Annotated in this window: 28 protein-coding genes; 20 read left to right on the top strand and 8 right to left on the bottom strand. The window is 57.9% G+C overall.

Annotated features, from left to right (window positions below):
* Positions 1 to 29: 29 nt before the first annotated feature.
* Together JJQ76_RS03565 and JJQ76_RS03560 are read right to left on the bottom strand one after the other, a co-directional pair.
* Positions 30 to 575: a hydrolase gene (locus JJQ76_RS03565; RefSeq protein ID WP_210395285.1), complete on the bottom strand. Its 546-nt coding sequence runs from the start codon at positions 573 to 575 to the stop codon at positions 30 to 32.
* A gap of 13 nt (positions 576 to 588) precedes the next feature.
* Positions 589 to 1,017 carry a MaoC family dehydratase gene (locus JJQ76_RS03560; RefSeq protein WP_210395284.1) on the bottom strand — a complete coding sequence of 143 codons (429 nt, stop codon included), beginning with the start codon at positions 1,015 to 1,017 and terminating at the stop codon, positions 589 to 591.
* A 171-nt stretch (positions 1,018 to 1,188) separates the two neighbouring features.
* Here JJQ76_RS03560 and JJQ76_RS03555 point away from each other — a divergent pair, with 171 nt between their 5' ends.
* Positions 1,189 to 1,872, top strand: a complete 684-nt coding sequence (locus tag JJQ76_RS03555; RefSeq protein ID WP_246480034.1) for an HAD-IA family hydrolase — start codon at positions 1,189 to 1,191, stop codon at positions 1,870 to 1,872.
* Positions 1,869 to 2,882, top strand: a complete 1,014-nt coding sequence (locus JJQ76_RS03550) for a S49 family peptidase (protein ID WP_210395282.1) — start codon at positions 1,869 to 1,871, stop codon at positions 2,880 to 2,882. Before JJQ76_RS03555 ends, JJQ76_RS03550 begins: the two co-directional genes overlap by 4 nt.
* A 3-nt stretch (positions 2,883 to 2,885) precedes the next feature.
* On the opposite strand, the gene JJQ76_RS03545 is transcribed toward JJQ76_RS03550, so the two are convergent.
* Positions 2,886 to 3,464: a Maf family protein gene (locus JJQ76_RS03545; RefSeq protein ID WP_210395281.1), complete on the bottom strand. Its 579-nt coding sequence runs from the start codon at positions 3,462 to 3,464 to the stop codon at positions 2,886 to 2,888.
* A 110-nt stretch (positions 3,465 to 3,574) separates the two neighbouring features.
* Between JJQ76_RS03545 and JJQ76_RS03540 the strand changes: the two genes are divergently transcribed.
* From JJQ76_RS03540 to JJQ76_RS03480, 13 genes are all read left to right on the top strand, one after another.
* Positions 3,575 to 4,096, top strand: coding sequence for a YceD family protein (locus tag JJQ76_RS03540; protein WP_210395280.1), 522 nt, complete (start codon positions 3,575 to 3,577; stop codon positions 4,094 to 4,096).
* A gap of 21 nt (positions 4,097 to 4,117) precedes the next feature.
* Positions 4,118 to 4,294, top strand: coding sequence for a 50S ribosomal protein L32 (rpmF, locus tag JJQ76_RS03535; protein WP_210395279.1), 177 nt, complete (start codon positions 4,118 to 4,120; stop codon positions 4,292 to 4,294).
* A 5-nt stretch (positions 4,295 to 4,299) separates the two neighbouring features.
* Positions 4,300 to 5,304, top strand: a complete 1,005-nt coding sequence (gene plsX / locus JJQ76_RS03530) for a phosphate acyltransferase PlsX (RefSeq protein WP_281411933.1) — start codon at positions 4,300 to 4,302, stop codon at positions 5,302 to 5,304.
* A 95-nt stretch (positions 5,305 to 5,399) separates the two neighbouring features.
* Entirely contained in the window at positions 5,400 to 6,332 is a 933-nt protein-coding gene (fabD, locus tag JJQ76_RS03525) for an ACP S-malonyltransferase (RefSeq protein WP_210395277.1), read from the top strand.
* 26 nt (positions 6,333 to 6,358) lie between these two features.
* On the top strand, positions 6,359 to 7,102 hold the full coding sequence (fabG, locus tag JJQ76_RS03520; protein ID WP_210395276.1) for a 3-oxoacyl-ACP reductase FabG: 744 nt from the start codon (positions 6,359 to 6,361) through the stop codon (positions 7,100 to 7,102).
* A gap of 162 nt (positions 7,103 to 7,264) precedes the next feature.
* Entirely contained in the window at positions 7,265 to 7,498 is a 234-nt protein-coding gene (gene acpP, locus JJQ76_RS03515; RefSeq protein WP_210395275.1) for an acyl carrier protein, read from the top strand.
* Positions 7,499 to 7,586: 88 nt separating this feature from the next.
* Positions 7,587 to 8,828, top strand: a complete 1,242-nt coding sequence (gene fabF, locus JJQ76_RS03510) for a beta-ketoacyl-ACP synthase II (RefSeq protein WP_210395274.1) — start codon at positions 7,587 to 7,589, stop codon at positions 8,826 to 8,828.
* A gap of 38 nt (positions 8,829 to 8,866) precedes the next feature.
* The gene (gene pabC, locus JJQ76_RS03505; protein WP_210395273.1) at positions 8,867 to 9,703 is read left to right on the top strand and encodes an aminodeoxychorismate lyase; all 837 of its coding nucleotides are present in this window, start codon (positions 8,867 to 8,869) and stop codon (positions 9,701 to 9,703) included.
* Entirely contained in the window at positions 9,703 to 10,755 is a 1,053-nt protein-coding gene (gene mltG / locus JJQ76_RS03500) for an endolytic transglycosylase MltG (RefSeq protein ID WP_210395272.1), read from the top strand. Before pabC ends, mltG begins: the two co-directional genes overlap by 1 nt.
* Positions 10,752 to 11,381: a dTMP kinase gene (gene tmk / locus JJQ76_RS03495; protein ID WP_210395271.1), complete on the top strand. Its 630-nt coding sequence runs from the start codon at positions 10,752 to 10,754 to the stop codon at positions 11,379 to 11,381. Before mltG ends, tmk begins: the two co-directional genes overlap by 4 nt.
* Positions 11,374 to 12,411, top strand: coding sequence for a DNA polymerase III subunit delta' (locus JJQ76_RS03490; RefSeq protein ID WP_210395270.1), 1,038 nt, complete (start codon positions 11,374 to 11,376; stop codon positions 12,409 to 12,411). The genes tmk and JJQ76_RS03490 overlap by 8 nt, the downstream gene beginning before the upstream one ends.
* A 4-nt stretch (positions 12,412 to 12,415) precedes the next feature.
* A complete protein-coding gene (locus JJQ76_RS03485) occupies positions 12,416 to 12,766 on the top strand; it encodes a PilZ domain-containing protein (protein ID WP_210395269.1) in 351 nt (116 codons plus the stop codon).
* Between the two features lie 5 nt (positions 12,767 to 12,771).
* Entirely contained in the window at positions 12,772 to 13,548 is a 777-nt protein-coding gene (locus JJQ76_RS03480; RefSeq protein ID WP_210395268.1) for a TatD family hydrolase, read from the top strand.
* Positions 13,549 to 13,566: 18 nt separating this feature from the next.
* Here the strand turns inward: JJQ76_RS03480 and JJQ76_RS03475 are convergent, their stop codons facing one another.
* Entirely contained in the window at positions 13,567 to 14,214 is a 648-nt protein-coding gene (locus JJQ76_RS03475; protein ID WP_210395267.1) for a hypothetical protein, read from the bottom strand.
* 6 nt (positions 14,215 to 14,220) lie between these two features.
* Positions 14,221 to 14,955 carry a glutathione binding-like protein gene (locus JJQ76_RS03470; RefSeq protein ID WP_210395266.1) on the bottom strand — a complete coding sequence of 245 codons (735 nt, stop codon included), beginning with the start codon at positions 14,953 to 14,955 and terminating at the stop codon, positions 14,221 to 14,223.
* A 145-nt stretch (positions 14,956 to 15,100) separates the two neighbouring features.
* On the opposite strand from JJQ76_RS03470, the gene JJQ76_RS03465 reads away from it, so the two are divergent.
* From JJQ76_RS03465 to JJQ76_RS03455, 3 genes are all read left to right on the top strand, one after another.
* Complete coding sequence (locus JJQ76_RS03465; protein WP_210395265.1) at positions 15,101 to 16,495, top strand: class II fumarate hydratase; 1,395 nt, start codon at positions 15,101 to 15,103, stop codon at positions 16,493 to 16,495.
* A 73-nt stretch (positions 16,496 to 16,568) separates the two neighbouring features.
* Positions 16,569 to 17,324 carry a spermidine synthase gene (locus tag JJQ76_RS03460; RefSeq protein WP_210395264.1) on the top strand — a complete coding sequence of 252 codons (756 nt, stop codon included), beginning with the start codon at positions 16,569 to 16,571 and terminating at the stop codon, positions 17,322 to 17,324.
* A 45-nt stretch (positions 17,325 to 17,369) separates the two neighbouring features.
* Positions 17,370 to 17,843, top strand: coding sequence for a nucleoside 2-deoxyribosyltransferase (locus tag JJQ76_RS03455; RefSeq protein WP_210395263.1), 474 nt, complete (start codon positions 17,370 to 17,372; stop codon positions 17,841 to 17,843).
* 4 nt (positions 17,844 to 17,847) lie between these two features.
* Here the strand turns inward: JJQ76_RS03455 and JJQ76_RS03450 are convergent, their stop codons facing one another.
* The gene (locus JJQ76_RS03450; protein ID WP_210395262.1) at positions 17,848 to 18,864 is read right to left on the bottom strand and encodes a metal-dependent hydrolase; all 1,017 of its coding nucleotides are present in this window, start codon (positions 18,862 to 18,864) and stop codon (positions 17,848 to 17,850) included.
* 52 nt (positions 18,865 to 18,916) lie between these two features.
* Between JJQ76_RS03450 and JJQ76_RS03445 the strand changes: the two genes are divergently transcribed.
* On the top strand, positions 18,917 to 19,954 hold the full coding sequence (locus JJQ76_RS03445; RefSeq protein ID WP_210395261.1) for an ABC transporter substrate-binding protein: 1,038 nt from the start codon (positions 18,917 to 18,919) through the stop codon (positions 19,952 to 19,954).
* A 29-nt stretch (positions 19,955 to 19,983) separates the two neighbouring features.
* Here JJQ76_RS03445 and argS read toward each other — a convergent pair whose 3' ends face one another.
* Positions 19,984 to 21,723, bottom strand: a complete 1,740-nt coding sequence (argS, locus tag JJQ76_RS03440) for an arginine--tRNA ligase (protein WP_210395260.1) — start codon at positions 21,721 to 21,723, stop codon at positions 19,984 to 19,986.
* Between the two features lie 307 nt (positions 21,724 to 22,030).
* On the opposite strand from argS, the gene JJQ76_RS03435 reads away from it, so the two are divergent.
* Positions 22,031 to 22,213 carry a hypothetical protein gene (locus JJQ76_RS03435; RefSeq protein WP_210395259.1) on the top strand — a complete coding sequence of 61 codons (183 nt, stop codon included), beginning with the start codon at positions 22,031 to 22,033 and terminating at the stop codon, positions 22,211 to 22,213.
* A 45-nt stretch (positions 22,214 to 22,258) separates the two neighbouring features.
* Here the strand turns inward: JJQ76_RS03435 and JJQ76_RS03430 are convergent, their stop codons facing one another.
* Complete coding sequence (locus tag JJQ76_RS03430; protein WP_210395258.1) at positions 22,259 to 22,738, bottom strand: c-type cytochrome; 480 nt, start codon at positions 22,736 to 22,738, stop codon at positions 22,259 to 22,261.
* Positions 22,739 to 22,793 lie beyond the last annotated feature (55 nt).

Raw genomic sequence — 22,793 nt, 5'->3', positions numbered from 1 at the left:
GCCATGGGCCGGTCCGGATATGGAGCCAGTTAGCGCAGATACTCCTGGCTGATCTGCTTGAAGATGGCGGTTCCTGAGCGTTGCATCCACTCGAACGCAACCATCTCACGGCTGACAATCTGAACGCCCAGGCGTGCCATGCGTTCAAGCGCCCGTTGCTTGTCTTCAGGGTTGCGGGAGCCCACCGCGTCAGCGACCACGAACACCTCTTTGCCCTGCTGCAGCAGCCCGAGAGCTGTCTGCAATACGCACACGTGCGCTTCCATGCCGGCGATCACGATCTGTTGCCGCTCGGCGGCGTTGATGGTGGCAAGGCAGCTGTCGTCGGCCGCGCACGAGAAATGCTGTTTGCTGAAGGTGTTGTCGGGCGAGCACCAGGACTGTAACGCCTCAACGGTGTGCCCCAGACCCTGCGGGTACTGTTCCGACACCAGTATCGGAATGTCGATAATACTGGCGACACCCAGTAGCCAGCGTGCGCCGTCCACCAGTTGCGCCTGCTGGTGGATGGCCGGAACCAGCTTTTCCTGAATGTCGACGACCAGCAGGCAGGAGCGAGAAGGATCGATCAGCATGGGAGGATCTCCTTTAGTTGCGTGAGTCCACCATCAGGGTAGCCTGGCCGTCGGCAACAACTTTGTCGGCGACGGTGCACACTGTGTTCAGTACCACGCGACGACGACGTTCGTCGATGCTGTCGATGGTGGCGGTTGCGGTCAGTGTGTCGCCGATCTTGACCGGTGCCTTGAATTTGATCTGCTGATCGACGTAGATGGCGCCGGGACCGGGCAGTCGGGTGCCAAGTACCGCGGAGATGAAGCCGGCGCTGAGCATGCCGTGAGCGATGCGCTCCTTGAACATGGTGGTTGCGGCGTATTCGGCGTTGACGTGGACCGGGTTATTATCGCCGGTAATGCCGGCAAAGCCATAGACGTCGGCTTCCGATACAGTCTTGGCGATCGATGCAGACATGCCGACTTCCAGGTCTTCGAGGTAGTAACCGTGCAGGTCGCTCATGGGGATGACTCCTAGTCAGGTTGAAACATTGGTGGGCGCAGCATAACCCACAGCCCTAACACTACCAAGCTGCGGAGAGTTTTTCTATACGGTTGCGTATAGTTGGGCGTGGGTTGAAAAAACAGACGCCGCCTTTACTATCACAGCATTGTTTGCATGAGGAGTGGTTCGTTGGGACGTTTGGTGATTTTTGACTGGGATGGGACTTTGATCGATTCTGCTGCGCGTATCATCGAGTGTATGCAGCGGGCCGCCGAAGCCGAGGCGATGCCGGCGCTAGAGGCCGAGGCGGTGCGCAACATCATCGGTCTGGGTCTGCCCGAGGCGTTGCAGGTGCTGTATCCCGGCATCAAGGAGCGAGATGTTGAGCGCATGCGGTTACGCTACTCCAGCTTTTTTCTGGCTGAAGATCAGCTTCCAAGTCCCCTGTTTCCCGGAGTTGAGACGGGATTGAGGCGTCTTGCTGAGCATGGCTTTCGCCTCGCCGTGGCGACGGGAAAGAGTCGGCGTGGTCTTGATCGTGCGTTTCAGGAAACTGGATTGGGAGAGTTATTCAGCGATAGTCGCTGTGCCGACGAGACCCGCTCCAAGCCTGATCCGCACATGCTGAAAGAGTTGGTCGATGTGTTTGCGGTGGATCCCGTGGATGCGGTAATGGTCGGGGATACCGAATATGATCTGGAGATGGCGGCAAATGCCGGTATGCCCTCGGTGGGGGTCAGTTACGGGGCACACAGCGTCGACCGGCTGCAGCGTCATAAGCCGGTTATGGTCGTTGATCGCTTTGAGCAACTGGAGGCTTGGTTGCGGGCGTCCGACAACGGGGTTTGGGCCTCGCAGGGAGAGATGATGTGAGTGAAGATCTGTGGGGTAATAAAGAGGGTGGGCAGCGTTTGTCCGAAGAGAAGGCTCCAGCGCCCGACGCTGACGAACAGCGCAAAGAGTGGAAGCTGATTCAAAAGCTCGTGCTGAGTCTGACTGCCGAACAGCGTCGCTCACGGCGCTGGGGGATCTTTTTCAAGGTGCTGACCTTTGCTTACCTGACCGCTCTGCTGGTGCTGCTGATGCCTGATGAGCTGTTTGATGCCAGTGACGAAGGTGAGGCTCATGTGGCTTTGGTTGAGGTGCTGGGGACTATATCTCAGGACGATGCCGCCAACGCCGATGCAATCGTGACGGGGCTGCGCGATGCCTTTGAAGATGATAATACTCGAGCCGTTATTGTACGCATCAACAGCCCGGGAGGCAGCCCGGTTCAGGCGGGATACGTCTACGATGAAATCCGGCGGTTACGGGCGTTGCATCCGGATACCCCGGTTTACAGTGTTATCGTCGATATCGGTGCCTCCGGCGGTTACTACATTGCTGCGGCTGCGGACGAAATCTACGCAGATAAGGCGAGTCTGGTGGGTTCAATCGGCGTGATTTCGTCGAGCTTCGGTTTCGTTGAGACGCTGGAAAAGCTTGGGGTTGAGCGACGTGTGGTGACCTCGGGCGAGAACAAAGCCTTTCTTGACCCGTTCTCGCCCTTGAAGGAGAGCGAAGTGGCGTTCTGGAAGGGGGTGTTGAAAACTACCCACGAGCAGTTTATTGATCAGGTTCGCAAGGGGCGTGGAGATCGCCTCGTAGATGACGAGGCATTGTTTAGCGGTTTGATTTGGACCGGTGAACAAGCGCTTGAGCTTGGTTTGATTGATGGCCTGGGGAGTGCCAGCTACGTCGCGCGCGAGCTGGTCGGTGAAGAGAATATTGTTAACTTCACCCACAAAGCGACACCGATTGAGCGGCTGGCGGAGCGCTTCGGAGCGACTTTTGCCAAGACGCTGGCAACGGAAATGGGAGCCGGGGTGTCGCCTCTGCGTTAATGGTTACGGCAGGTTGATGCTTTCCCGCTGTAGCAGTTCAACCAGCCGGATCAGCGGCAGTCCTACCAGGGAGTTAGGGTCGTCGCCTTTGAGTTGTTCGAACAGCGTGATGCCGTAGCCCTCGCACTTGAAGCTGCCTGCGCACTGGTACGGTTGGTCGAGAGTCAGATAGCGTTCGATTTGTGCGTCACTCAGACGGCGGAATTTTACTTCGAATGGTTCGACCAGGGTGTGGGTCGTGCCTGAGCGGGTGTTGAGCAGGCAGAGGCCGGTCAGAAAGGTGACGCTGTTGCCGCTGAAACGGCGCAGTTGGGCCTGAGCCCGAGCGTGAGTGAGCGGCTTGCCGATAATCTGGTCTGCAAAAACGGCGACCTGGTCTGAACCGATGATCAGCTCGTCGGTGCCGGGCACGACCACCGCTCGCGCTTTGGCGGCCGCCAATCTTGTCACCAGTTTGTGCGCCAGCTCGTTCTTCAGCGGGGTTTCATCTACCTCGGGCGAGCGACAGCTGAAACTCAGATTCAGCTTCTTTAGCAGGGTGCTGCGAAAAGGCGATGACGACGCCAGAACCAGTGGGAGCATGATACAATTTCTCGTTCAGGTAATCCGGTGGCCGATAGTAGCGTGATTGGCGCTGATTTTGTGGTTTTTTCCTTTACAGGGATCGCCTAGATCCCTATTATGGCGCGCTTATGTCGAAGGCCCAGTTACCCGTTAAAGTAGATCCGCGCCGCTGTGCAGACCAGGGGCTCTCTTATGAGGGAGTGATTCAGGTTCAGCAGTTGCAACGATTGGCCAGCTATCTGGTTGATGCTGAAGGTGAGATTGAGGCTCAGCTGCACTATTCCGTTGATGAAGAGCGAATTCGTCATGTGAATGGTGAGGCGAAGACGGAGGTTCGGATGCTTTGTCAACGGTGTCTAGAGCCGGTTGTGATTACGCTTAACGCAGAGCTGAATTTGGCTTTTGCGGGAAGTGAGGAATCTGCGCAGAATCTGCCGGGTCGTTACGATCCCTATATTGTGGATGAAGACGGCAAGCAGAATGTGCATGAAGCGATAGAGGAGGAGTTGATCCTCGGTCTACCGTTGATTGCCTATCATGATGATTGCGTTATCACGACTAAATTTGAGGATCCCCGGGCGGGTTCCGACGAGGGCGAGAAATCCAACCCTTTTGCGGTGCTGGCCCAGTTAAAGGCAAACAAAGACTAGTTTTTCAGGAGCTGCTCAGTCATGGCTGTTCAACAGAATAAAGTAACTCGTTCCCGCCGTGGTCAGCGTCGTTCACACGATGCCCTGACCTCTGCAACCCTGTCTCAGGACGCCACCACTGGTGAAGTTCACCGTCGTCACCACGTGACTGCGGACGGTTTCTACCGTGGTCGTCAGGTGGTAAATAAAGACGCCTAATCAGCTTGGTTGCATCCTGCACCCTGGCGATTGATGCGATGAGTGGGGACTTCGGTCCCCACGTCATTATTCCCGCATCGCTCGATTTTCTCTCCGAATTTCCCGATACCTCTCTCCGGTTGGTAGGTGATCCTGATGTGATCAGGCCGCTGCTGGGTGGTCGGGTCGATGATCGGATCCGCTTGGTAGCCTCCACTTCGGTCGTCGGGATGGGGGATAAGCCCTCCTTCGCCCTTCGTCATCGAAGAGACTCATCACTCTATCGTTCCATCGAGTTGGTTGCCGAGCAGCATGCTGATGCCGCCGTTAGTGCGGGTAATACCGGTGCGCTGATGGCGATGGGGCGCTATCTGTTGCGTACCCATCCGGGTATCGACCGACCTGCTATCGCGACCATGATTCCTACCCGCAATGGCTTCTGTTATATGCTGGATCTGGGGGCTAACGTGGATTGCAGTGCGGAGCATCTGTATCAGTTTGCGTTGCTGGGTGCGTCGCTTGCGGAGGCCGTCAGTGGTTGTGAGTCGCCTCGGGTGGCGCTGCTTAATGTCGGTGAAGAAGAGATCAAGGGCAACGAGCAGGTGAAGCTGGCTTCGCGATTGATTCGTGAGCATAGCTCGCTCAACTACGTGGGCTACGTCGAGGGTGATGACGTTTATGCCGGCAAGGCGGACGTGGTTGTGTGCGACGGTTTTGTGGGTAACGTTGCGTTGAAGAGTAGCGAGGGATTGGCGCGTCTGCTCGGGCATGCGTTTGCCGAGGCGTTTCGCGGCAGCTGGTACCGGCGCTTGGTGGGGCTGCTGGCACGGCCAATTGTCGAAGAGTTGCAGGAAGTGATGGATCCGTCGCGGCACAACGGTGCAAGTCTGCTTGGGCTCCAGGGAATTGTGGTTAAAAGTCACGGTTCTGCTAACCGAGAGTGTTTTGCTCATGCCTTGCGTCAGGCGCGCCAGGAGGTGGTGCGCAATGTGCCTGCGCTAACCAACCAAAAATTGTCGCAGCTGCTCTGACAAATACGCTCATTTGATAGTTTAAATCGGTTAACATATGCGCTCATGGCTGCGTGGGTTGTCATGCGGTTGTAATGAGGAATAAAGAGGATCTCATGAAACAGAATCTCGCTTTTGTGTTCCCGGGGCAGGGCTCCCAACAGGTCGGTATGCTGGGGGAGTTGGCGGCGCAACATGGCGTTATCCAGGAAACATTCAAGCAGGCTTCCGATGCGCTTGGTTACGACCTTTGGGATCTAACCCAGAGTGGCCCGGAGGCTGAACTCAATAGCACCGACAAAACTCAGCCTGCGCTGTTGACAGCCGGGGTTGCGTTATGGCGCCTCTGGTGTGCTGAGGGTGGGGCAAGGCCGGCGCAGATGTCCGGTCACAGTCTCGGAGAGTACACCGCGCTTGTCTGCGCGGGGGCGTTGTCGTTGGCGGATGGGGTGCGGCTGGTTAAGCTGCGTGGCGAGGCGATGCAGCAAGCTGTTCCCGCCGGGGAAGGTGCTATGGCTGCTGTGCTCGGTCTCGATGATGACAAAGTGGAAGCTGCCTGTGCGGCTGCGGCTCAGGGTGATGTTGTTGCCGCGGTGAACTATAACTCCCCGGGGCAGGTGGTTATCGCCGGTTCTGCTGCCGCCGTCGGTCGTGCTGTCGAGTTGTGCAAGGAGGCAGGTGCCAAGCGCGCGTTGGAATTGCCGGTCAGCGTTCCGTCTCATTGTGCGCTGATGCAGCCCGCGGCTGATAAGCTGGCGGAGGCGCTGGAGGCGATCGAGGTCATCATGCCGCAATGCGCTGTGGTCCAGAATGTGTCAGCGGCGGCCTCTACCAGTGTTGAAGAGATCAAGCAGAATCTGGTGGCGCAGTTATACAGTCCTGTGTTGTGGACCGATTGTGTCAATACCATGGTCGCCGCAGGTGCCGAAACCATGATTGAGTGTGGTCCCGGAAAAGTATTGTCGGGATTGAATAAGCGTATTCAGCGGAGCCTCAGCGTCGCTTCTATTAGCGATGCAGCGGGTTTTGCCAAGGCGCTTGAGCTATAAGTGCCGAACATTGATGGAGCGTATTGATGAGTATTGAAGGTAAGGTGGCGCTGGTTACCGGCGCTACGCGCGGTATCGGAAAGGCGATTGCCCTGGAGTTGGGTCGTCAGGGGGTTGTGGTGGTGGGTACTGCCACCAGTGCCGGCGGTGCGGAAACGATCACCGCAAACTTGGCTGAGGCGGGTGTTCCGGGCAAGGGGATGGTTCTTGATGTGGCGTCTGCAGAGTCAGTAGAGGCTGTTCTGGAGCAGGTCCAGGCAGAGTTTGGCGCGGTGACTATTCTGGTAAACAACGCAGGAATTACCCGCGACAATATCCTGATGCGAATGAAAGATGATGAGTGGGACTCGGTGCTCAATACTAACTTGACCTCTATCTATCGTGTCGCAAAAGGTTGCTTGCGCGGCATGACCAAGGCGCGTTGGGGTCGCATCATCAACGTCAGTTCGGTGGTTGCGTCGATGGGTAATGCCGGGCAAAGCAACTATGCTGCTGCCAAGGCGGGTATTGAAGGCTTCAGTCGTGCGCTGGCTCGCGAGGTTGCGTCGCGTAATATTACTGTCAACTCTGTGGCGCCCGGTTTTATCGACACTGATATGACCAGCGGTTTGGCGGATGAGCACAAAGATAAGCTGAAAGCTCAAATCCCGTTGAATCGTTTGGGTAAGCCTGAAGAGATTGCTGCGGTGGTCGGATTCCTGGCCAGCGAAGCGGGTGGTTACGTTACCGGCGAAACCATTCAGGTCAATGGCGGCATGTACATGGGCTAATCGGCCACAGAATAATTGTATTTTTCGTCATTTTGTTGATAATGTCCCCTTCATCCGGCCACTGCGGCGGAAGGGGAACCGATTTATAGCCGGCGATGTTGTAATCTGGGGATGATCCAATCGCATTGCTGGGAACTTCGTTCATAACAAGTAGGAAGAATTATGAGTACTATCGAAGAGCGCGTAAAAAAGATTGTTGCTGAGCAGCTGGGCGTCAAAGAAGAAGAAGTAACAAGCGATGCCTCTTTCGTTGAAGATCTGGGCGCTGACTCTCTGGACACCGTTGAGCTGGTTATGGCTCTGGAAGAAGAGTTCGAAACTGAGATTCCTGACGAAGAAGCAGAGAAGATTACTACTGTTAAGCTGGCGATCGCGTACATCGAAGCTAACCAGTAATCTTACGTACTGAACATTCGTTATCGGAAAGCCGCTCTATGGACATAGTGCGGCTTTTCTTTTGAGTTAGAGTTTTTGGAGGATAGCGATGTCTCGGAGAAGGGTTGTCGTTACCGGACTGGGCATGTTGAGCCCGGTCGGTAACACGGTCAAAGAGACGTGGGATAACATATTGGCGGGTAAGAGCGGTATTGCGCCGCTCGAACACTTTGATGTTTCTGCCTATAACACCCGTTTTGGCGGCTCGGTGAAGAACTTCGATGCCAGCCTGTATATGAACCCCAAAGATGCCCGCAAGATGGATCTGTTCATCCAGTACGGCATGGCAGCGGGCGTGCAGGCGATTGAAGATTCCGGTCTTGAAGTTACCGAAGACAACGCCGGTCGCATCGGTATGGCTATCGGCTCCGGCATCGGCGGTCTGCCGATGATTGAGCGCAATCATTCGCTGCTTGAAGCTAGCGGACCGCGCAAAATCTCTCCCTTTTTCGTGCCCGGCAGTATTATCAATATGATTGCCGGTAATCTGTCTATCCGTTACGGCATGCGCGGCCCTAACATCGCTATTACCACCGCTTGTACCACCGGTACCCATAATATCGGCGCGGCAGCGCGGATGATCGCCTACGGCGATGCGGATGCGATGGTCGCCGGTGGCGCCGAAATGGCCACCACGCCGTTGGGTTTGGGCGGCTTCTCCGCCGCCCGTGCGCTATCTACCCGCAATGACGACCCGCAGGCGGCCAGCCGTCCTTGGGATCGTGATCGTGATGGCTTTGTGCTCAGCGATGGTGCCGGGGTGCTGGTGCTGGAAGAGTATGAATTTGCCAAGGCGCGTGGTGCCAAGATCTACGCTGAAGTGGCCGGTTTTGGTATGAGCGGTGACGCCTACCACATGACCGCTCCGCCAGAAGACGGTTCCGGTGCAGCGGCTGCGATGGCAGCAGCGATCAAAGACTCAGGAATGAATCTTGACCAGATTCACTACATTAATGCTCATGGCACCTCCACGCCAGCGGGCGACATCGCTGAATCCAACGCTGCCAAGCGCGTGTTGGGTGAGGCCGCCAAAAAGGTGCGGATGAGTTCGACCAAATCGATGATTGGTCACTTGCTGGGTGCGGCCGGTGCAGTGGAAGCGATCTTCTCGGTCTTGGCTATTCGCGACCAGGTGGCCCCACCCACGATCAATCTCGACAACCCTTCCGAGGGATGCGATCTCGATTATGTGGCGCATCAGGCGCAGCAGATCGCGATTGAGGGTGTTATCTCGAACTCTTTCGGCTTTGGCGGAACCAACGGTTCGCTCGTCTTCCGCAAAGTCTCTTGATCCGGGGGATGGCGGACCGTTAGGCCCGCCTCTTCGCGATGACCTTGTCAGTTCTCGTTGATGGCGCGTGGGTAGACGCTCTTCCGGTCGATGACCGGGGGCTGGCGTACGGTGATGGTGTGTTTGAAACGATCGCCATTATCGACGGTAAGCCGCGCTGGTTGCATCGCCATCTGGAGCGTCTGTTGCGCGGATGCGAGCGGCTGTTGATCCCCCATGACGGCTTAGCCGACAGGCTGCACGCCGATATCATGTGCTTGTTATCACAATCGCCACTCATGCCCCCCGTCGGGGTCGTTAAGCTGATTGTTACCCGGGGCAGCTCTGGACGCGGCTACGCCGTTGACCGCTCTGCCGCGCCGCGCCGGATTGTACGGCTGAGCCCTGCACCAGATTATCCGGGTTCTTACCTTACCGAGGGCGTGGCAGTGCGGTTGTGTCAGACCCGCCTCGCCGAGCAGCCGCAGTTGGCCGGTATAAAGCATCTTAATCGCTTAGAGCAGGTGTTAGCGCGGATGGAATTGGCCGCCAACGAGCAGGAAGGTCTGTTGTGTGATTACGCTGGGCGGGTAGTTGAGGGTACTTGCAGTAACCTGTTCGCCCACTTTGGTGCATGCCTGGTGACACCGTCACTGTCCCGTTCGGGGGTTGCCGGCATCGCCCGAGAGGTGGTGATCGAGCGCGCTCGTAGATGTGGTGTGACGGTGGAAATTGACGATCTGACCGTTGCGCAGTTGGTTGAGGCCGATGCGCTGGTGCTGACCAACTCGCTCATCGGCGCCTGGCCCGTAGCGCAGTTTCATGGACACCGGTATGACAGTATTGCAGCGGCCCATACCTTGCGCGACTGGATCACTGGCGCGGAGGCCGGATAATGAGAAAACTGTTGCTGATAAGCACGTTGCTGCTTGCCGCAATAACTGTTGTAGCGGTTATCGCGGTTACGACAGTGAAGGGGTTTGGTGATCGCGCACTCCCATTGACCGAACCACTGGTGTTTGAGGTTCCCCGAGGCAGCAGCTTCCGTTCTGTGGTAGAGGGGCTTGCTGGTCAGGGAGCGGTCAAGGAGACGCTGTTGTTTCGTCTTTACGCCCGTAATCGCGATGCTGCCAGTCGCATCCATGCCGGCGAGTATCAGATTCGGCCCGGAATGACCCACGGCGAGCTACTGGATGCGATGACTACTGGCAAAGTGATTTACCACCAACTGACCTTTGTCGAAGGTTTACGGGTGCAGGATTATCTTGCTGCTCTGCAGTCACATGAGGCGGTTGATTTTGATCTTGCGGACGCGAGCCCGGAAGGCGTGGCTCGGCTACTAGGGCTTGATGGCAGTAATCCCGAGGGGTGGATCTACCCGGATACTTACCAGTTTTCTCGCGGCACCGCCGCAACGCAACTGCTGCGCGGTGCCTATGAGCGGATGAAGGCGGTGTTGGGGGATGAGTGGGCCACGCGCCAGCAAGGACTGCCGTTGGATACACCCTATGACGCCTTGATTCTCGCCTCCATCGTCGAGAAAGAGACCGGCGTGGCGGAAGAGCGACCCGCTATTGCCGGTGTGTTCGTGCGCAGGCTGCTGAAAGGGATGCGCCTGCAGACCGATCCCACAGTTATTTACGGTATGGGTGAGGCGTATCAAGGGCGGATCGGTCGCGCCGACTTGCGCCGGCCTACCCCCTACAACACCTACGTTATCCGCGGATTGCCACCCACACCGATCGCCAGTCCTGCGCGCGCCGCGATACACGCCGCGCTCAATCCGGCTGAGGGGGACGCGTTGTATTTCGTCGCCAAGGGTGACGGCAGCCACCAGTTTTCCGCAACCTTGCGGGCACACAACCGGGCCGTTGAGCGTTATCAGCGCAGTGGTCGCCGCAGCGACTACCGTTCAGCGCCACCACCTGCCGAGAACACCGGATCATGACCGCTAAAGGACGCTTTATCACTGTTGAGGGTACCGAGGGGGTTGGTAAAAGTACCAATATCGCCTTTGTAGAGCAGCTGTTGCAACAGCGTGGCATCGCCTACGAGTTGACCCGGGAGCCGGGTGGCACGCCGCTGGCGGAATCTATTCGTGAGTTATTGCTGGCCCCGCGTGACGAAACGGTCGATCCTGACTGTGAGCTGTTGCTGGTTTTCGCGGCCCGCGCACAGCACCTGCGCACCCGCATTCAGCCAGCGCTCGCTGCTGGTCGCTGGGTGCTGTGCGACCGCTTTACTGATGCCACGTATGCCTATCAGGGTGGTGGGCGAGGCTTGAACGGCGAACATATCGTTGCGCTGGAAGCGCTGGTCCAGCGCGAGCTGCGACCAGACCTCACCCTGTTGCTCGATGTGCCGGTCGAGATCGGCATGGCGCGGGCGAGGGGGCGGGGGGCGCTGGACCGGTTTGAACAGGAACAGCTGAGTTTTTTCGAGCGAGTCCGTGCTGCCTACCTGCGACGAGCCGCGGAAGAGCCGCAGCGTTTTCGTGTGATTGATGCCAGCGTGTCGTTACCCGAGGTGCAGCAGCAGTTGGCCGGGGCGCTGGAGGCTTACTTCGATGAGTGAGGCTGATCGTCCTCAATCACAGCCTCCGGCGCGACCGTTTTCATGGCAGTCAACTCTATGGCAGCAGCTGTTACGCTTGCGTGCCGATCAGCGTCTGCCTCACGCGCTGCTGCTCACTGGCCCTGCCGGCTGTGGCAAAGCCCGGTTCGCCGAGGCGCTGGCGCAGTTGATGCTGTGTCAGCGCGATGAAACATATCCCTGTGGCGAGTGTAAATCCTGCCTGTTGATGAGTCAGGGAACGCACCCGGATCTGGTTATGGTGACGCCGGTTGAGCGTGGCAAGGCGATCCGGGTTGATCAGATACGCGGACTGAGCGATTTCATCGGCTCCGCGGCCCAGCAGGGTGGGTATCGCGTGGTGGTGATCACGCCGGCCGACGAAATGAACGTTAATGCGGCAAATGCCTTGCTTAAGGGGTTGGAAGAGCCGGGCCGCGACACGCTTTTTATTCTGCAGAGTGACCGCCCCGGCCGCGTCATGCCGACGATTCGCAGCCGCTGCCAGCAGTACACGCTGGGGTTGCCGCCGTTTGATGCCGCATTAGACTGGCTGCAGCAGCAGCCTGACTGTGGTGACAGTGCCGAGCGCCTGTTGCGACTCAGTGGCGGGGCGCCGTTGCGTGCGCTGTCGATGGCGCGACACGGAGAGTTGGCGCGGCGAGAAGAGCGCTTTCAGTTGTTGGAGCAGTTGCTGCGCCGGCAGGTCTCTGCGCCGGTGATTGCGGCGCGCTGGGCCAAGGAGGACGCCCTTGAGGGGCTGGACTGGCTTGCCTCGGTTACCAGTGACCTGATTCGGTTGCGGATTGGAGCTTTGGCCCCCACCATGATCCGTAATCAGGATGCGCTTGGTCTGCTCGAAAAACTGGCCAATTTGACGGCTAACGAGAAGTTGTTTGAATTTAAGGATAAAATACAGGACTATCGTGTTCATCTGATGCGCAGGAATAACCCTAACCAGCAACTGCTGTGGGAAGACCTGTTAATCGGTTGGCGCGCTTTATTCAGCGGCCAACGTCAGCGACCGGAATAAGTGGATGTCAGTAAGCCCTCGCGCCAGCCATGGTATCTTGTCTTTGACTATCAAGTCTAAAGACGAACTGTACCGCAGCTTCATGCCTTACGTTAAAAACGGCGGGCTGTTCGTACCTACCCAACGCGATTATCACCTCGGCGAAGAGGTGTTCATGTTGCTGGATCTGATGGAAGAGCCGGATAAGATCCCGATCAGCGGCAAAGTGATCTGGGTGACGCCCCGGGGGGCTCAGGGGGGCAAAAAGGCCGGCATTGGTATTCAGCTCAGCGCTGATGACACCACCGTGGTAACCAAAATCGAGACCTATCTTGCCGGCGCCTTGGGCACCGGCCGCTTAACCCACACCATGTAGTCCCCATGCTTGTAGATTCCCACTGTCACCTGGACCGGCTCCAGTTGGCGGACCAGCCCGATGCTATGGATGCGATCATCGCGCGTTCACGCGACGCCGGTGTTGAGCGCATCCTCTGTGTAGCCACCGATCTGGCTTGCTGGCCGTCGATGATGGACGTCGTCGCCCCCTATCCCGAGGTGTTTGCCAGTGCCGGGGTGCATCCGCTGAGCGACGAAATCGCGCTGTTAACGGCAGATTCCCTGTTAGAACAGGTGGGTCATCCGCGCGTGGTGGCGGTCGGCGAGACCGGACTGGATTACCACTATGGTGCTGATACCCGGGCCGCACAGCTGGAGGCGTTTCGCCTGCACTTGCGAGTAGCGAACGAAGTCGGCAAGCCGGTGATAGTCCATACCCGTGAAGCGCAACAGGATACCTTGGCATTATTGCGCGAGCATGCGTCGCTGAAGGCAGGGGGCGTGCTTCACTGTTTCACCGAAAGTTGGGAGATGGCCGAGCAAGCTTTGGCGCTGGGACTGCATATCTCCTTTTCCGGCATTATTACTTTCCGTAACGCCGCACCGCTGCGTGATGTCGTGCGCCAAACGCCCCTTGATCGCTTACTGGTTGAAACCGACGCCCCTTATCTCACACCGGCTCCTTACCGAGGTCGAAGTAATGAGCCACAGTATGTGCGTCGAGTCGCCGAGTGTATTGCCGAGGTGAAACAACTTTCGGTGGACGCGGTCATCGACGCAAGTGGCAGTAATTTTCAGCGACTCTTTCCCGGCGCAGCCTGAGCCGGTAGCCGGGCACCCTTAGTTGTGCCGAACCCAGTCCCCTTCACTGTTGCGGCAAAAACGGTAGTGCCCTCGAGCGCTGGCTCCCTCCGCGTGCGTGAGTTTGATGGAAGCGAATCGACAGCGCTGGCCTTCATGCATCTGCGGGGCATGCAGCGTTAACTCGGTTGTATTACCGCTATCGACGTTGGTCCAGCGCCGTTGCTCGGGATCCTCACTATCAACCAGCTGCTGCAGCTGCTGTTTGAGCAGGCTGATGTCAGTGGGTCTAATCAACTGGTCCAAGCGGTTATCTATTCGCCATCCCCCGCGGTGTCGGCATAGTTCAAAGGGATGCTGGCTGTGGCCTCCGGCGTTGTCACTCAGATCAATCCTGAGCATACGGCAGGTGATGTCATCGAGCTGATAGGGCGCTCCAGTGGATACATAGAGTGCACGCTCGGGGTGAACCCTCTCAAGTGGTTCAAGCGACAGACTCTCCCGACGATCCAACAGTTGCGGAAGACGGCGGTGCAGCAGTTGGCGTTCGTTTTCGGTTAGTTTCTCATGCAAGGGGTGGCCGGCGAACGCCTGCAGTCCGACATCGCCATAGGCATCGGTTCCTGCGGTGGCTCTGGTTGCCACGACCATCAAGATGAGGGCGATAGGCAGGAAGTTATAACGCATTTGGCATCAACTCCTGTAGGGCGGCTGAACGCTGGGGTTGCGCGCTACGGTATCGGCACTCTGCCCGAACAGCAGCGTGCGCGACTCCTCGGTCACCGTTGCGTTGGTATTTATCGCTGCTCCTTCGGTGTAGGCCGCTTTCACCGCCGGTCGCTCTCCGATGCGCTCGAACCAGGCCTGAAGGTGCGGGTAATCGGCCAGATTCTGGCGCTGCTTGGCATGTGGGACTATCCAGGGGTAGCAGGCGATGTCGGCGATCGAGTAATTCCCTGCGAGAAACTCCTGCGCCGCGAGCTGTTTGTTCATAACCGCATACAACCTTGAGGTTTCGTTGACATAACGCTGGATGGCGTACGCAATCTGTTGCGGTGCATATTGCACAAAATGATGGTTCTGACCGGCCATGGGGCCGAGCCCTCCCATCTGCCAGTAAAGCCATTGCAATACCTCGAAACGCTGGCGCGGCTGCGCAGGCGACGGTAACAGCTGCCCCCGCTTGTCGGCAAGATACTCCAGAATCGCCCCGGATTCGAACAGTGACAGGGGCCCCTCACCATCGACCGGCGCATCGTCGATGATGGCTGGTATGCGGTTGTTGGGCGCGATGGCGAGAAAACCTTTCTCGAACTGCGCGCCGGTAGAGATATTGACTGGTTCTATCCGGTAATCGATTCCCAGCTCATTCAGTAATATCAGCGGCTTGTAGCCGTTTGGTGTGGTCCAGAAATAGAGTGTGATCATCTCGTTCTCAAAGTCTGATACCGGTGGGATGCCGGGGTGTAATTTGATTGTAGCCAGTTCCGGCCGCCGTTGCGGCGCCCTCTGAAGGCATGTCGGCCGGTAGCCAACTATCCTGCACAACGAGTCAGCGACGGAGGATGCCACCATGTCTAGCGAATCGGATAGCTTTCGAACCGAAACAGACAGCCTGGGGACGGTTAAGGTTCCCGCTCACGCACTCTATGGCGCTCAAACCCAGCGCGCGGTGAACAACTTCACCTTGAGCGGTATTCTTATGCCGCGCGCCTTTTTGCGCGCCTTGGGGTTGATCAAGGCAGGTTATGCCACCGCCAACGCCCAGGCGGGAGCCCTGTCGGAGCGCACCGCCGCCGCCATCGTTGCAGCGGCGGAGTCGGTTGCTGATGGCAGCTATGACAACCACTTTCCGGTCGAAGTGTTTCAGACCGGGTCAGCGACCAGCAGTAACATGAACGCCAACGAGGTGATTGCAACCCTGGCGGCTCGCGCAACGGGAGCCGATGTTCATCCCAATGACGACGTAAACCATGGGCAGAGTTCGAATGACGTGATTCCATCCTGCCTGCATCTGGCCTCGGCACTGCTGGTGGTTGAGCGGTTGATACCGGCGTTGGAGCATCTGCAGCGTACCCTTGAGAATCGTGAAACGGAGCTGGATCAGGTGGTAAAAACTGGCCGAACCCATCTGATGGACGCGCTGCCGATCACTTTCGCGCAGGAGATGAGTGGCTGGCGGGCGCAGCTGGCGCTGTGTCAGCAGCGCCTTGAGGGAACGCTACCCCGGTTGCAGCAGTTGGCGTTGGGGGGAACCGCGGTGGGTAGCGGCGTAAACGCCTTGCCCGGAAGTGCAGCCGCCGTATGTGAGTGGCTAACCCAGCGAACCGGAGTGCGATTTCGCGTGGCTGATAATCACTTTGCCGCCATGAGTGCACAGGATACAGCCGTAGAGCTGAGTGGCCAGTTGCGGGTTTTGGCTGTTGCGCTGATCAAGATCGCCAATGACCTGCGCTGGGGCGGAAGCGGCCCGCTCGCGGGTTTGGGTGAGTGGGTGTTGCCCGAGCTGCAACCCGGTAGCAGCATCATGCCGGGCAAAGTCAATCCGGTCATTCCCGAGGCCGTGGTGATGGCCGGATATCAGGTCATTGGTAATGACACGGCGGTAACGTTGGGAGGGCAGAGTGGCAGCTTTCAACTCAACGTCGCGCTGCCGCTGATCATCCATAATCTGGTGCAAAGCATAGAGTTGACCACCAATGCCGCGGTACTGCTGGCAGATAAGGTACTGGTCGGACTGACGGTGAACGTTGATGCGGCTGCAGCCAAGGTGGCGCGCAATCCGATTCTGGTAACCGCATTAAACAACCAGATCGGTTATGACCTCGGTGCTCGGATAGCGAAACAAGCCTATGCCGAGGGGCGTGCCGTTATCGATGTGGCTGCCGAGCTGACCGACCTTGACCGGGAAACCCTGGAGCAGCTGCTGGACCCGCTGCGGTTGTGCCGGCCCGAGCGTGAAAATTAACCGGGTGTTGATTTTTACCCTTGTTAACCCTCGGTAGCCGTTATACTGCGTTTTTTCCAATCACAGGTCGGATATGTCGATACCGGGCAAAGAAGTTTTCCGCTGCTATGACGAGTGGGGGCCGGTGAGCGTGTACGAGTTGCCCCCGTATCGTTATCTCGCCTTTGGTGAGGGCGGCGAGCAAAGCTGTATGCTGATGGGGGCTCCTCATACGCTGGTGCATCAATACGCTCAGGCGATGATGCTGGCGCTGCTGGTGGTGCCGGCACCGGGGGATGTTCTGGTGCTGGGTTTGGGGGCGGGTAGCCTGGTAAACGCTCTACTCACCCAGGCTGATGTTCGTGCTGTTACCGTGGTTGAGTTGCGCCGCGCTGTGGTCAATGTGGCGACTGAATGGTTCAGCTTTATGCCGGATCAGAGGCTGCAACTGGTCATCAGTGACGCTCGCGATTATCTCGGCCTCAACGAGGCTGGTTACGATTTGCTGATGGCTGATCTTTATACCGATGAAGGTATGGATGCCTGCTTGCAAGCACCGGAGTTTTTGGCGGACTGTTACCATAGCCTCAACGACGATGGTGTATTGGTGCTTAACCTCTGGGGCGATGAGCGCTCGCTAGACCGGGGTTTGCAATGCACCGTCGGGGAACTTTTTGATGGCGGCCTGTGGCTCTGCCCGGTGGAGGAAGGCAATATCATTCTGTTCGCGTTCAAGGGCAGAACCCCTGAGTTGGCACCGAGGCGTCTGCTGGCGGCGGCCAAACTGCGCGCCAAGACACTTGGCTACCCCCTTAACAAGCTGGTGTTCGGATTGAAACCTCTGGCTTGAACGCAGGCCCCCAACAGCAGCGGTGGCATTTATGCGAGTGAACCGATGAGAGAGAAAGTCTATTTGGCTGGCCCGTTGGGATTTTCTGAGGCTGGGCAGCTGTTTCATCAGCGTGTGCTGAGCGATCTGAGCCGGCTAGGATTTGAGTTGTTGGACCCCTGGGCGCTGAACGAAAGCGATGAGTTGGCGGCGGCATTGGCCGAACCGGACCTCAACCGTCAGCGGCAAAGGTTAGCAGCGCTTAATGTGCAGATCGGCGCGGTCAACGTGGAGGCGATTGACCGCTGCGACTGGGTGCTCGCAAACCTTGACGGCGTTGACGTTGACTCGGGCACGGCAGCAGAGATTGGCTATGCTTTTGCGCGCAATAAACGCGTTATCGGCTACCGCGGCGATTTTCGATTTTCCTGCGACAATCTGGGGAGTGTGGTCAACCTCCAGGTGGAGTACTTCATCCGCTCCAGCGGTGGCACTATCTACCGCCGCTGGAGTGACCTGATGCACGTGCTTAGCGAATAAAAGCTCAGAACCCCGGTGCTTGATCATCGGCGGGGCGACGCCAGATCCGGGCCCACATCGGCGCAAGGCGGTGCAATGAGCGCTGACTGGGAATGCGCTCGTCGGTGATTGGAATAAGCTGCTCATCTTGCCAGTGGGCCACCTTGAACTGAAACACGTAGTCCGGTTCAAGCCCCATGCGAAGATCCTGCATGATCACTCCTTCGGCCGAGGACCGGACGCTGTAGAAACCCTTGGTGAACCAGCGTAACCGCTCTACCGGCCAGTGGTTATCCAAGGTGCGTAGTAGGGACTCGTGGTTGGCGTAGTGTCGCAGCTGGATCGGCTGATCGCCGTCACTCAGCGCATAGAACCCGATGGAGTAACGGTTGGCGTCGACAATCAGTACCCGCCATAACAGGGTGGTAAACGGGGCTGGTTGCACCAACACCCGGCTGTGGGGCTGAAGGCTGTTGCCTAGCTGCTGGTGCGCCCGCTGTTCGACGTGTTGCTGAACCACGGCGCTCCATAGCAGGTAAAGACTGCTCAACACCAGCCCGACGGCATTGGCTCGCAAGCCGCGCTGGTTGTTGCGCAGCGCCAGAAACAGGCCACACCCGAGCAGCAGCGGCAGGGTATACAGCGGGTCGATGATAAAAATGCTGCCCAGCCCCACCGGGGTGGGGTCCAGCGGCCAGAGCAGCTGGGTCCCGTAGATGGTAAATGCATCCAGCAGCGGGTGCGTCAGCAACACCAGCAGCACCATCCAGAGCCAACTGCGCCGATGGTGGGCAAGTGAGGGGTGGCAGCGGCGGATCAGCCAGCTCAGGGCCGGCGAAAGCGCGGCGAGCACCAGCAGTGAATGGCTGAAGCTGCGATGGTAGGTAAAGTCGGCTACGGCTCCCCCCATGGGTATCAGCACATCCAGGTCGGGCAGGGTGCCCAGTGCCGCCCCCCAAAGGGGCGCTCGAAAACCAGCTTTGCGGCCCATGACGGCGGTTGCAACCGAGGCCCCGAGGGCTATTTGGGTAATACTGTCCATGTGCGCTTCTACAATTAGACTGAGTTCATATTGAGCCCTTGAGGAGCGAAAAGTGCAACGCCACCGAGCCGATAGTAACGCGGCAGCGCTGGCGGAGGAGAACCGGGTGCGATGGTTGGTCCTGATAGGCGCGATGATGCTAGTGGCCTCAGCGCAGCTGCGTGCCGCAAAGCCCCAGGTGCTGGTGATCGAGAGCTATCACGCCGAGTATGCCTGGGATCAGTCCTACCGCCGCGGGCTGGAGCAGTTTCTTATGCCGTACGCGGAACTTAGCTATTTTCAAATGGACACTAAACGTCTGCCACCCAGTCGTCATCAAGAGCGTGCAGAGGCCGCGTGGCAGTATGCGCTGACCGTAGATGCCGACCTGTTCATTCTTGGCGACGACAACGCTCTGCGGTTTCTGGGTCCCCGCTTGGCTGACACCGGCAAACCACTGGTTTATCTCGGCATTAATCAGAATCCCCGGCGCTATCTCGGCGAACCGCGAAGCAATGTATCCGGCGTACTTGAGCGTCCGCTGTTAAAACGTTCGATTGCTTATCTCAACCTGGTCATGGGGCGTCCGTTGGACAAAGTGCTGGTGTTGTTTGATGGCGGTACGACTTCAAAGACGGTGTTGGAAGAGAGTTTCTCCGGGCGCTCGTTGCAACGGATCGGCTCCACACTGGTAGATATCCGGTTGATAGCGCGACAATCACAGTGGCAACGCACGATCCGCAACGCACAGGCGGAAGGGTTTGATCTGATTGTGGTAGGGCTTTACCACACCCTTGTCGATGATGAGGGGAACCATGTCAACGAACAGCGGGTGATCGAGTGGAGTGCGCTGCATTCGCCGCTGCCGCTGTTCGGGTTTTGGTCGTTCTCCGTAGGTGCGGGAATGACCGCCGGCGGACTGGTGCTGGATGGTTACGAACAGGGGCGTGCGGCGGGCCAGATGGCGGTGAATATTCTCAAGGGTGAACCACCACCGCGACTGCCGGTCACCCCGGGAAGCGGGAAGCTGATCTTCAGTCGGTCGCAGCTGCAGCGGTGGGGGATTGGGCTGCCGTCCCGCCTGCAGGAAGAAGCCGAGTTCGTGCCATAAAACGGGGCGAGGCCCCGTTTCCAGTCGCGTTACATCCGATCCATCACTTCTATACCGAGCAGCTCAAGTCCCTGGGCGAGCGTGCGCGCCGTGGCCTGGCACAGGCGCAGGCGACTGTCGCGTACCTGGGTGGCGATGTCACTACGCAGGATCGGGCACTGCTCGTAAAACTTCATGAACAGGCTGGACAGTTCGTACAGGTAGGTGCAGAGCAAATGCGGTAATGCGTCGCGGGCCACCTGATCCAGCTGCTCTTCAAACTGCAATAGTTTAAGCGCCAGTGCCTGTTCCGCCGTCTCGTCGAGAGCGATGGCGCCGGTCAGACTATCGCCGTCGATGCGGGCTTTGCGGAAGATGCTCTGGATACGGGTGTAGGCATACTGCAGGTAGGGCGCGGTGTTGCCTTCGAAGCTAAGCATCGAGTCCCAGCTGAAGATGTAATCATTGGTGCGGGTTTTTGCCAGATCGGCATACTTTACCGCGCCGATACCGATTTTGCGGGCAGCGTCTTTCTGCTCTTCGGCGGTCAGATCCGACGCTTTGTCGGCCAGCAGTGCTTCGGCGCGGACGATCGCTTCATCCAGCAGTTCTGCCAGCTTGACCGTGCCACCGCTGCGGGTCTTAAAGGGTTTGCCGTCTTCGCCCATCATGGTGCCGAACGGGTGATGTTCGAGACTGACCTGGTCGGTGGCAAAGCCAGCCTTACGGCTAACCGCGAAGACCTGCTTCATATGCAGCGACTGACGGGCATCGATGAAATACAACACCCGGTCAGCATTCAGCTGATGGCAGCGGTAATCCACCGCGGCAAGATCGGTGGTAGCGTAGAGATAGCCGCCGCCGGATTTTTGTACGATAACCGGCAGCGGGTTGCCCTCTTTGTCGGCGAGTTCGTCAAGAAACACTACCTGGGCGCCCTGATCTTCAACAGCAAGGCCCTGTTGCTGCAGGGTTTTGATCACCCCCGGCAACGCGTCGTTGTAGGCGCTTTCCGGCTTGATGTCGTCGTGGGTCAGGGTGACGTTGAGTTTACGGTAGATCTCTTCGCTGTGAGCTACGGAGATTTCGATAAAGGTACGCCAATAGCCCAGGCATGTTGTGTCGCCCGCTTGCAGCTTAACCACATTGTCACGGGCGCGTTGGGCAAACTCCGGCTCCTGATCGAAACGGACTTTGGCTTCGCGGTAGAAGGTTTCTAGATCGGAGAGCTTGGGAACCTTGCCGCCCTCCGCGTCCATTTTGTCTTGCAGGTGGGTAATCAGCATGCCGAACTGTGTACCCCAGTCGCCGACATGGTTTTGGCGAATCACCCGGTGACCCTGGAATTCCAGCAGCCGGGCCAGAGCGTCACCAATGATGGTGGAGCGCAGGTGGCCCACGTGCATCTCTTTGGCGAGGTTGGGTGCGGAGTAATCCACCACAACGGTCTGCGGTTTCTCCACAGGATCAATACCCAGACGCTCGTCATCCAAAGTTGTATGCAGCTCGCGCGCCAGCCAGGCCGGCTTGAGGTGGATGTTGATGAAACCGGGACCGGCAATTTCAACCTTGGCTGCGATGTCGTCCAGCTGCAGTGCATCGACGATCTTGGTCGCCAATTCCCGCGGGTTGGTCTTCATGCGTTTGGCGGCAGCCATGGCACCGTTAGCCTGGTAGTCACCAAACTGTGGTCCTTTGCTGGGGGCAACCATCGGTTGGCAGTCGGATGGAATAGCCGCCACGCTCATGGCCTGGCGAACACGGGAAGAGAGAAGGTCGCGTAATTTCATGGTGTAGTATTGCTACCCGGTGGGTTGTCTGCGATACGCGCCGCAGCGGGGCGGCGTGATTCTGAGGCCGCATATAGTACCGGTTCGGGGGACAAATGAGTAGTTTGCGCGCCGCTACCTGCAGCGTCTCCCTGACTCCCGATGAAAAACGGCGGTGCCGCGCTTGCGAGGCGCGGGCCGCGCTGCTAGTCTGCGAATTCGGCTGTCGCCCGACGTACGGCCCAAGAGCAATTACCTCGACAATAATAATGCAACAATCGACCGCCATTATCGGTGTAGCGATTGCCAAAACGCAGAGGTTCTAACGATGATGCAAGCAACACCACTCACCAGTGAATCCCACAAGCCCTACCTCTCGGAGGAGGTCATGCTGGGGATCGATTCAGTCCACCTTGCTGTCACCTTGAAGGGTGAGCAACATACCTTTGACGATAAATACGAGATGGAGCGTTTTCTGCGTGCTCTTTGGGAGCAAGAGGTGAGCGTTTAGGCTCGTATTGGGCTGACATATTGGGCCGAGGCTGGCTGTCGCCGGTCAGTCTTCGCCGTCATCTTTCTGCTTCTGCCGGAAATGCTTATGGCAGGCAGCACATACTCTGCCGATCTGGCGAAAGTCTTTCTTTGAGTCGTTCTGGCTCTGCCTGGCTGCGTTGTTCGCCAAGCGCACGGCATTTGTCTCCAGGTCGGTCGCCAGACGGTCAAATTTCGCTTTCTGCTCCCAAATCGCCGGCAGCGCATTGCTCGGGGAGTGCAGTGAACCTTCTGGAAAAAGCCCGGAAATCTCCGGTGCGTGGGCAGCGATTTCCGTTGCTGCCTGCTGTATTGCCAGGGCGGTGAACTCTGTTCGTCCTCGCACCATATCCGCGATCAGCTTCATCTGTGTCTTTAGCTCTTTCATCGCCTCGATCCGTTGTTCGACCAACGCCGGTTGAGGCGTCTCCGAGGTGGCCATTACGTTAACGGCCAGCGTTGACAGCGTGACGATCAGAGCATGTTGGATATAGGAGCGTGGCATAGGTCCTTCGGTCTGGTGTACCAAGCGAACTGTCACGGTAGCCTGTCGCCGGCTA

The sequence above is a fragment of the Motiliproteus sediminis genome, assembly GCF_017912535.1.
Lineage (GTDB): Bacteria > Pseudomonadota > Gammaproteobacteria > Pseudomonadales > Balneatricaceae > Motiliproteus > Motiliproteus sediminis.
This window is presented reverse-complemented; position numbering and strand designations above follow the sequence as displayed.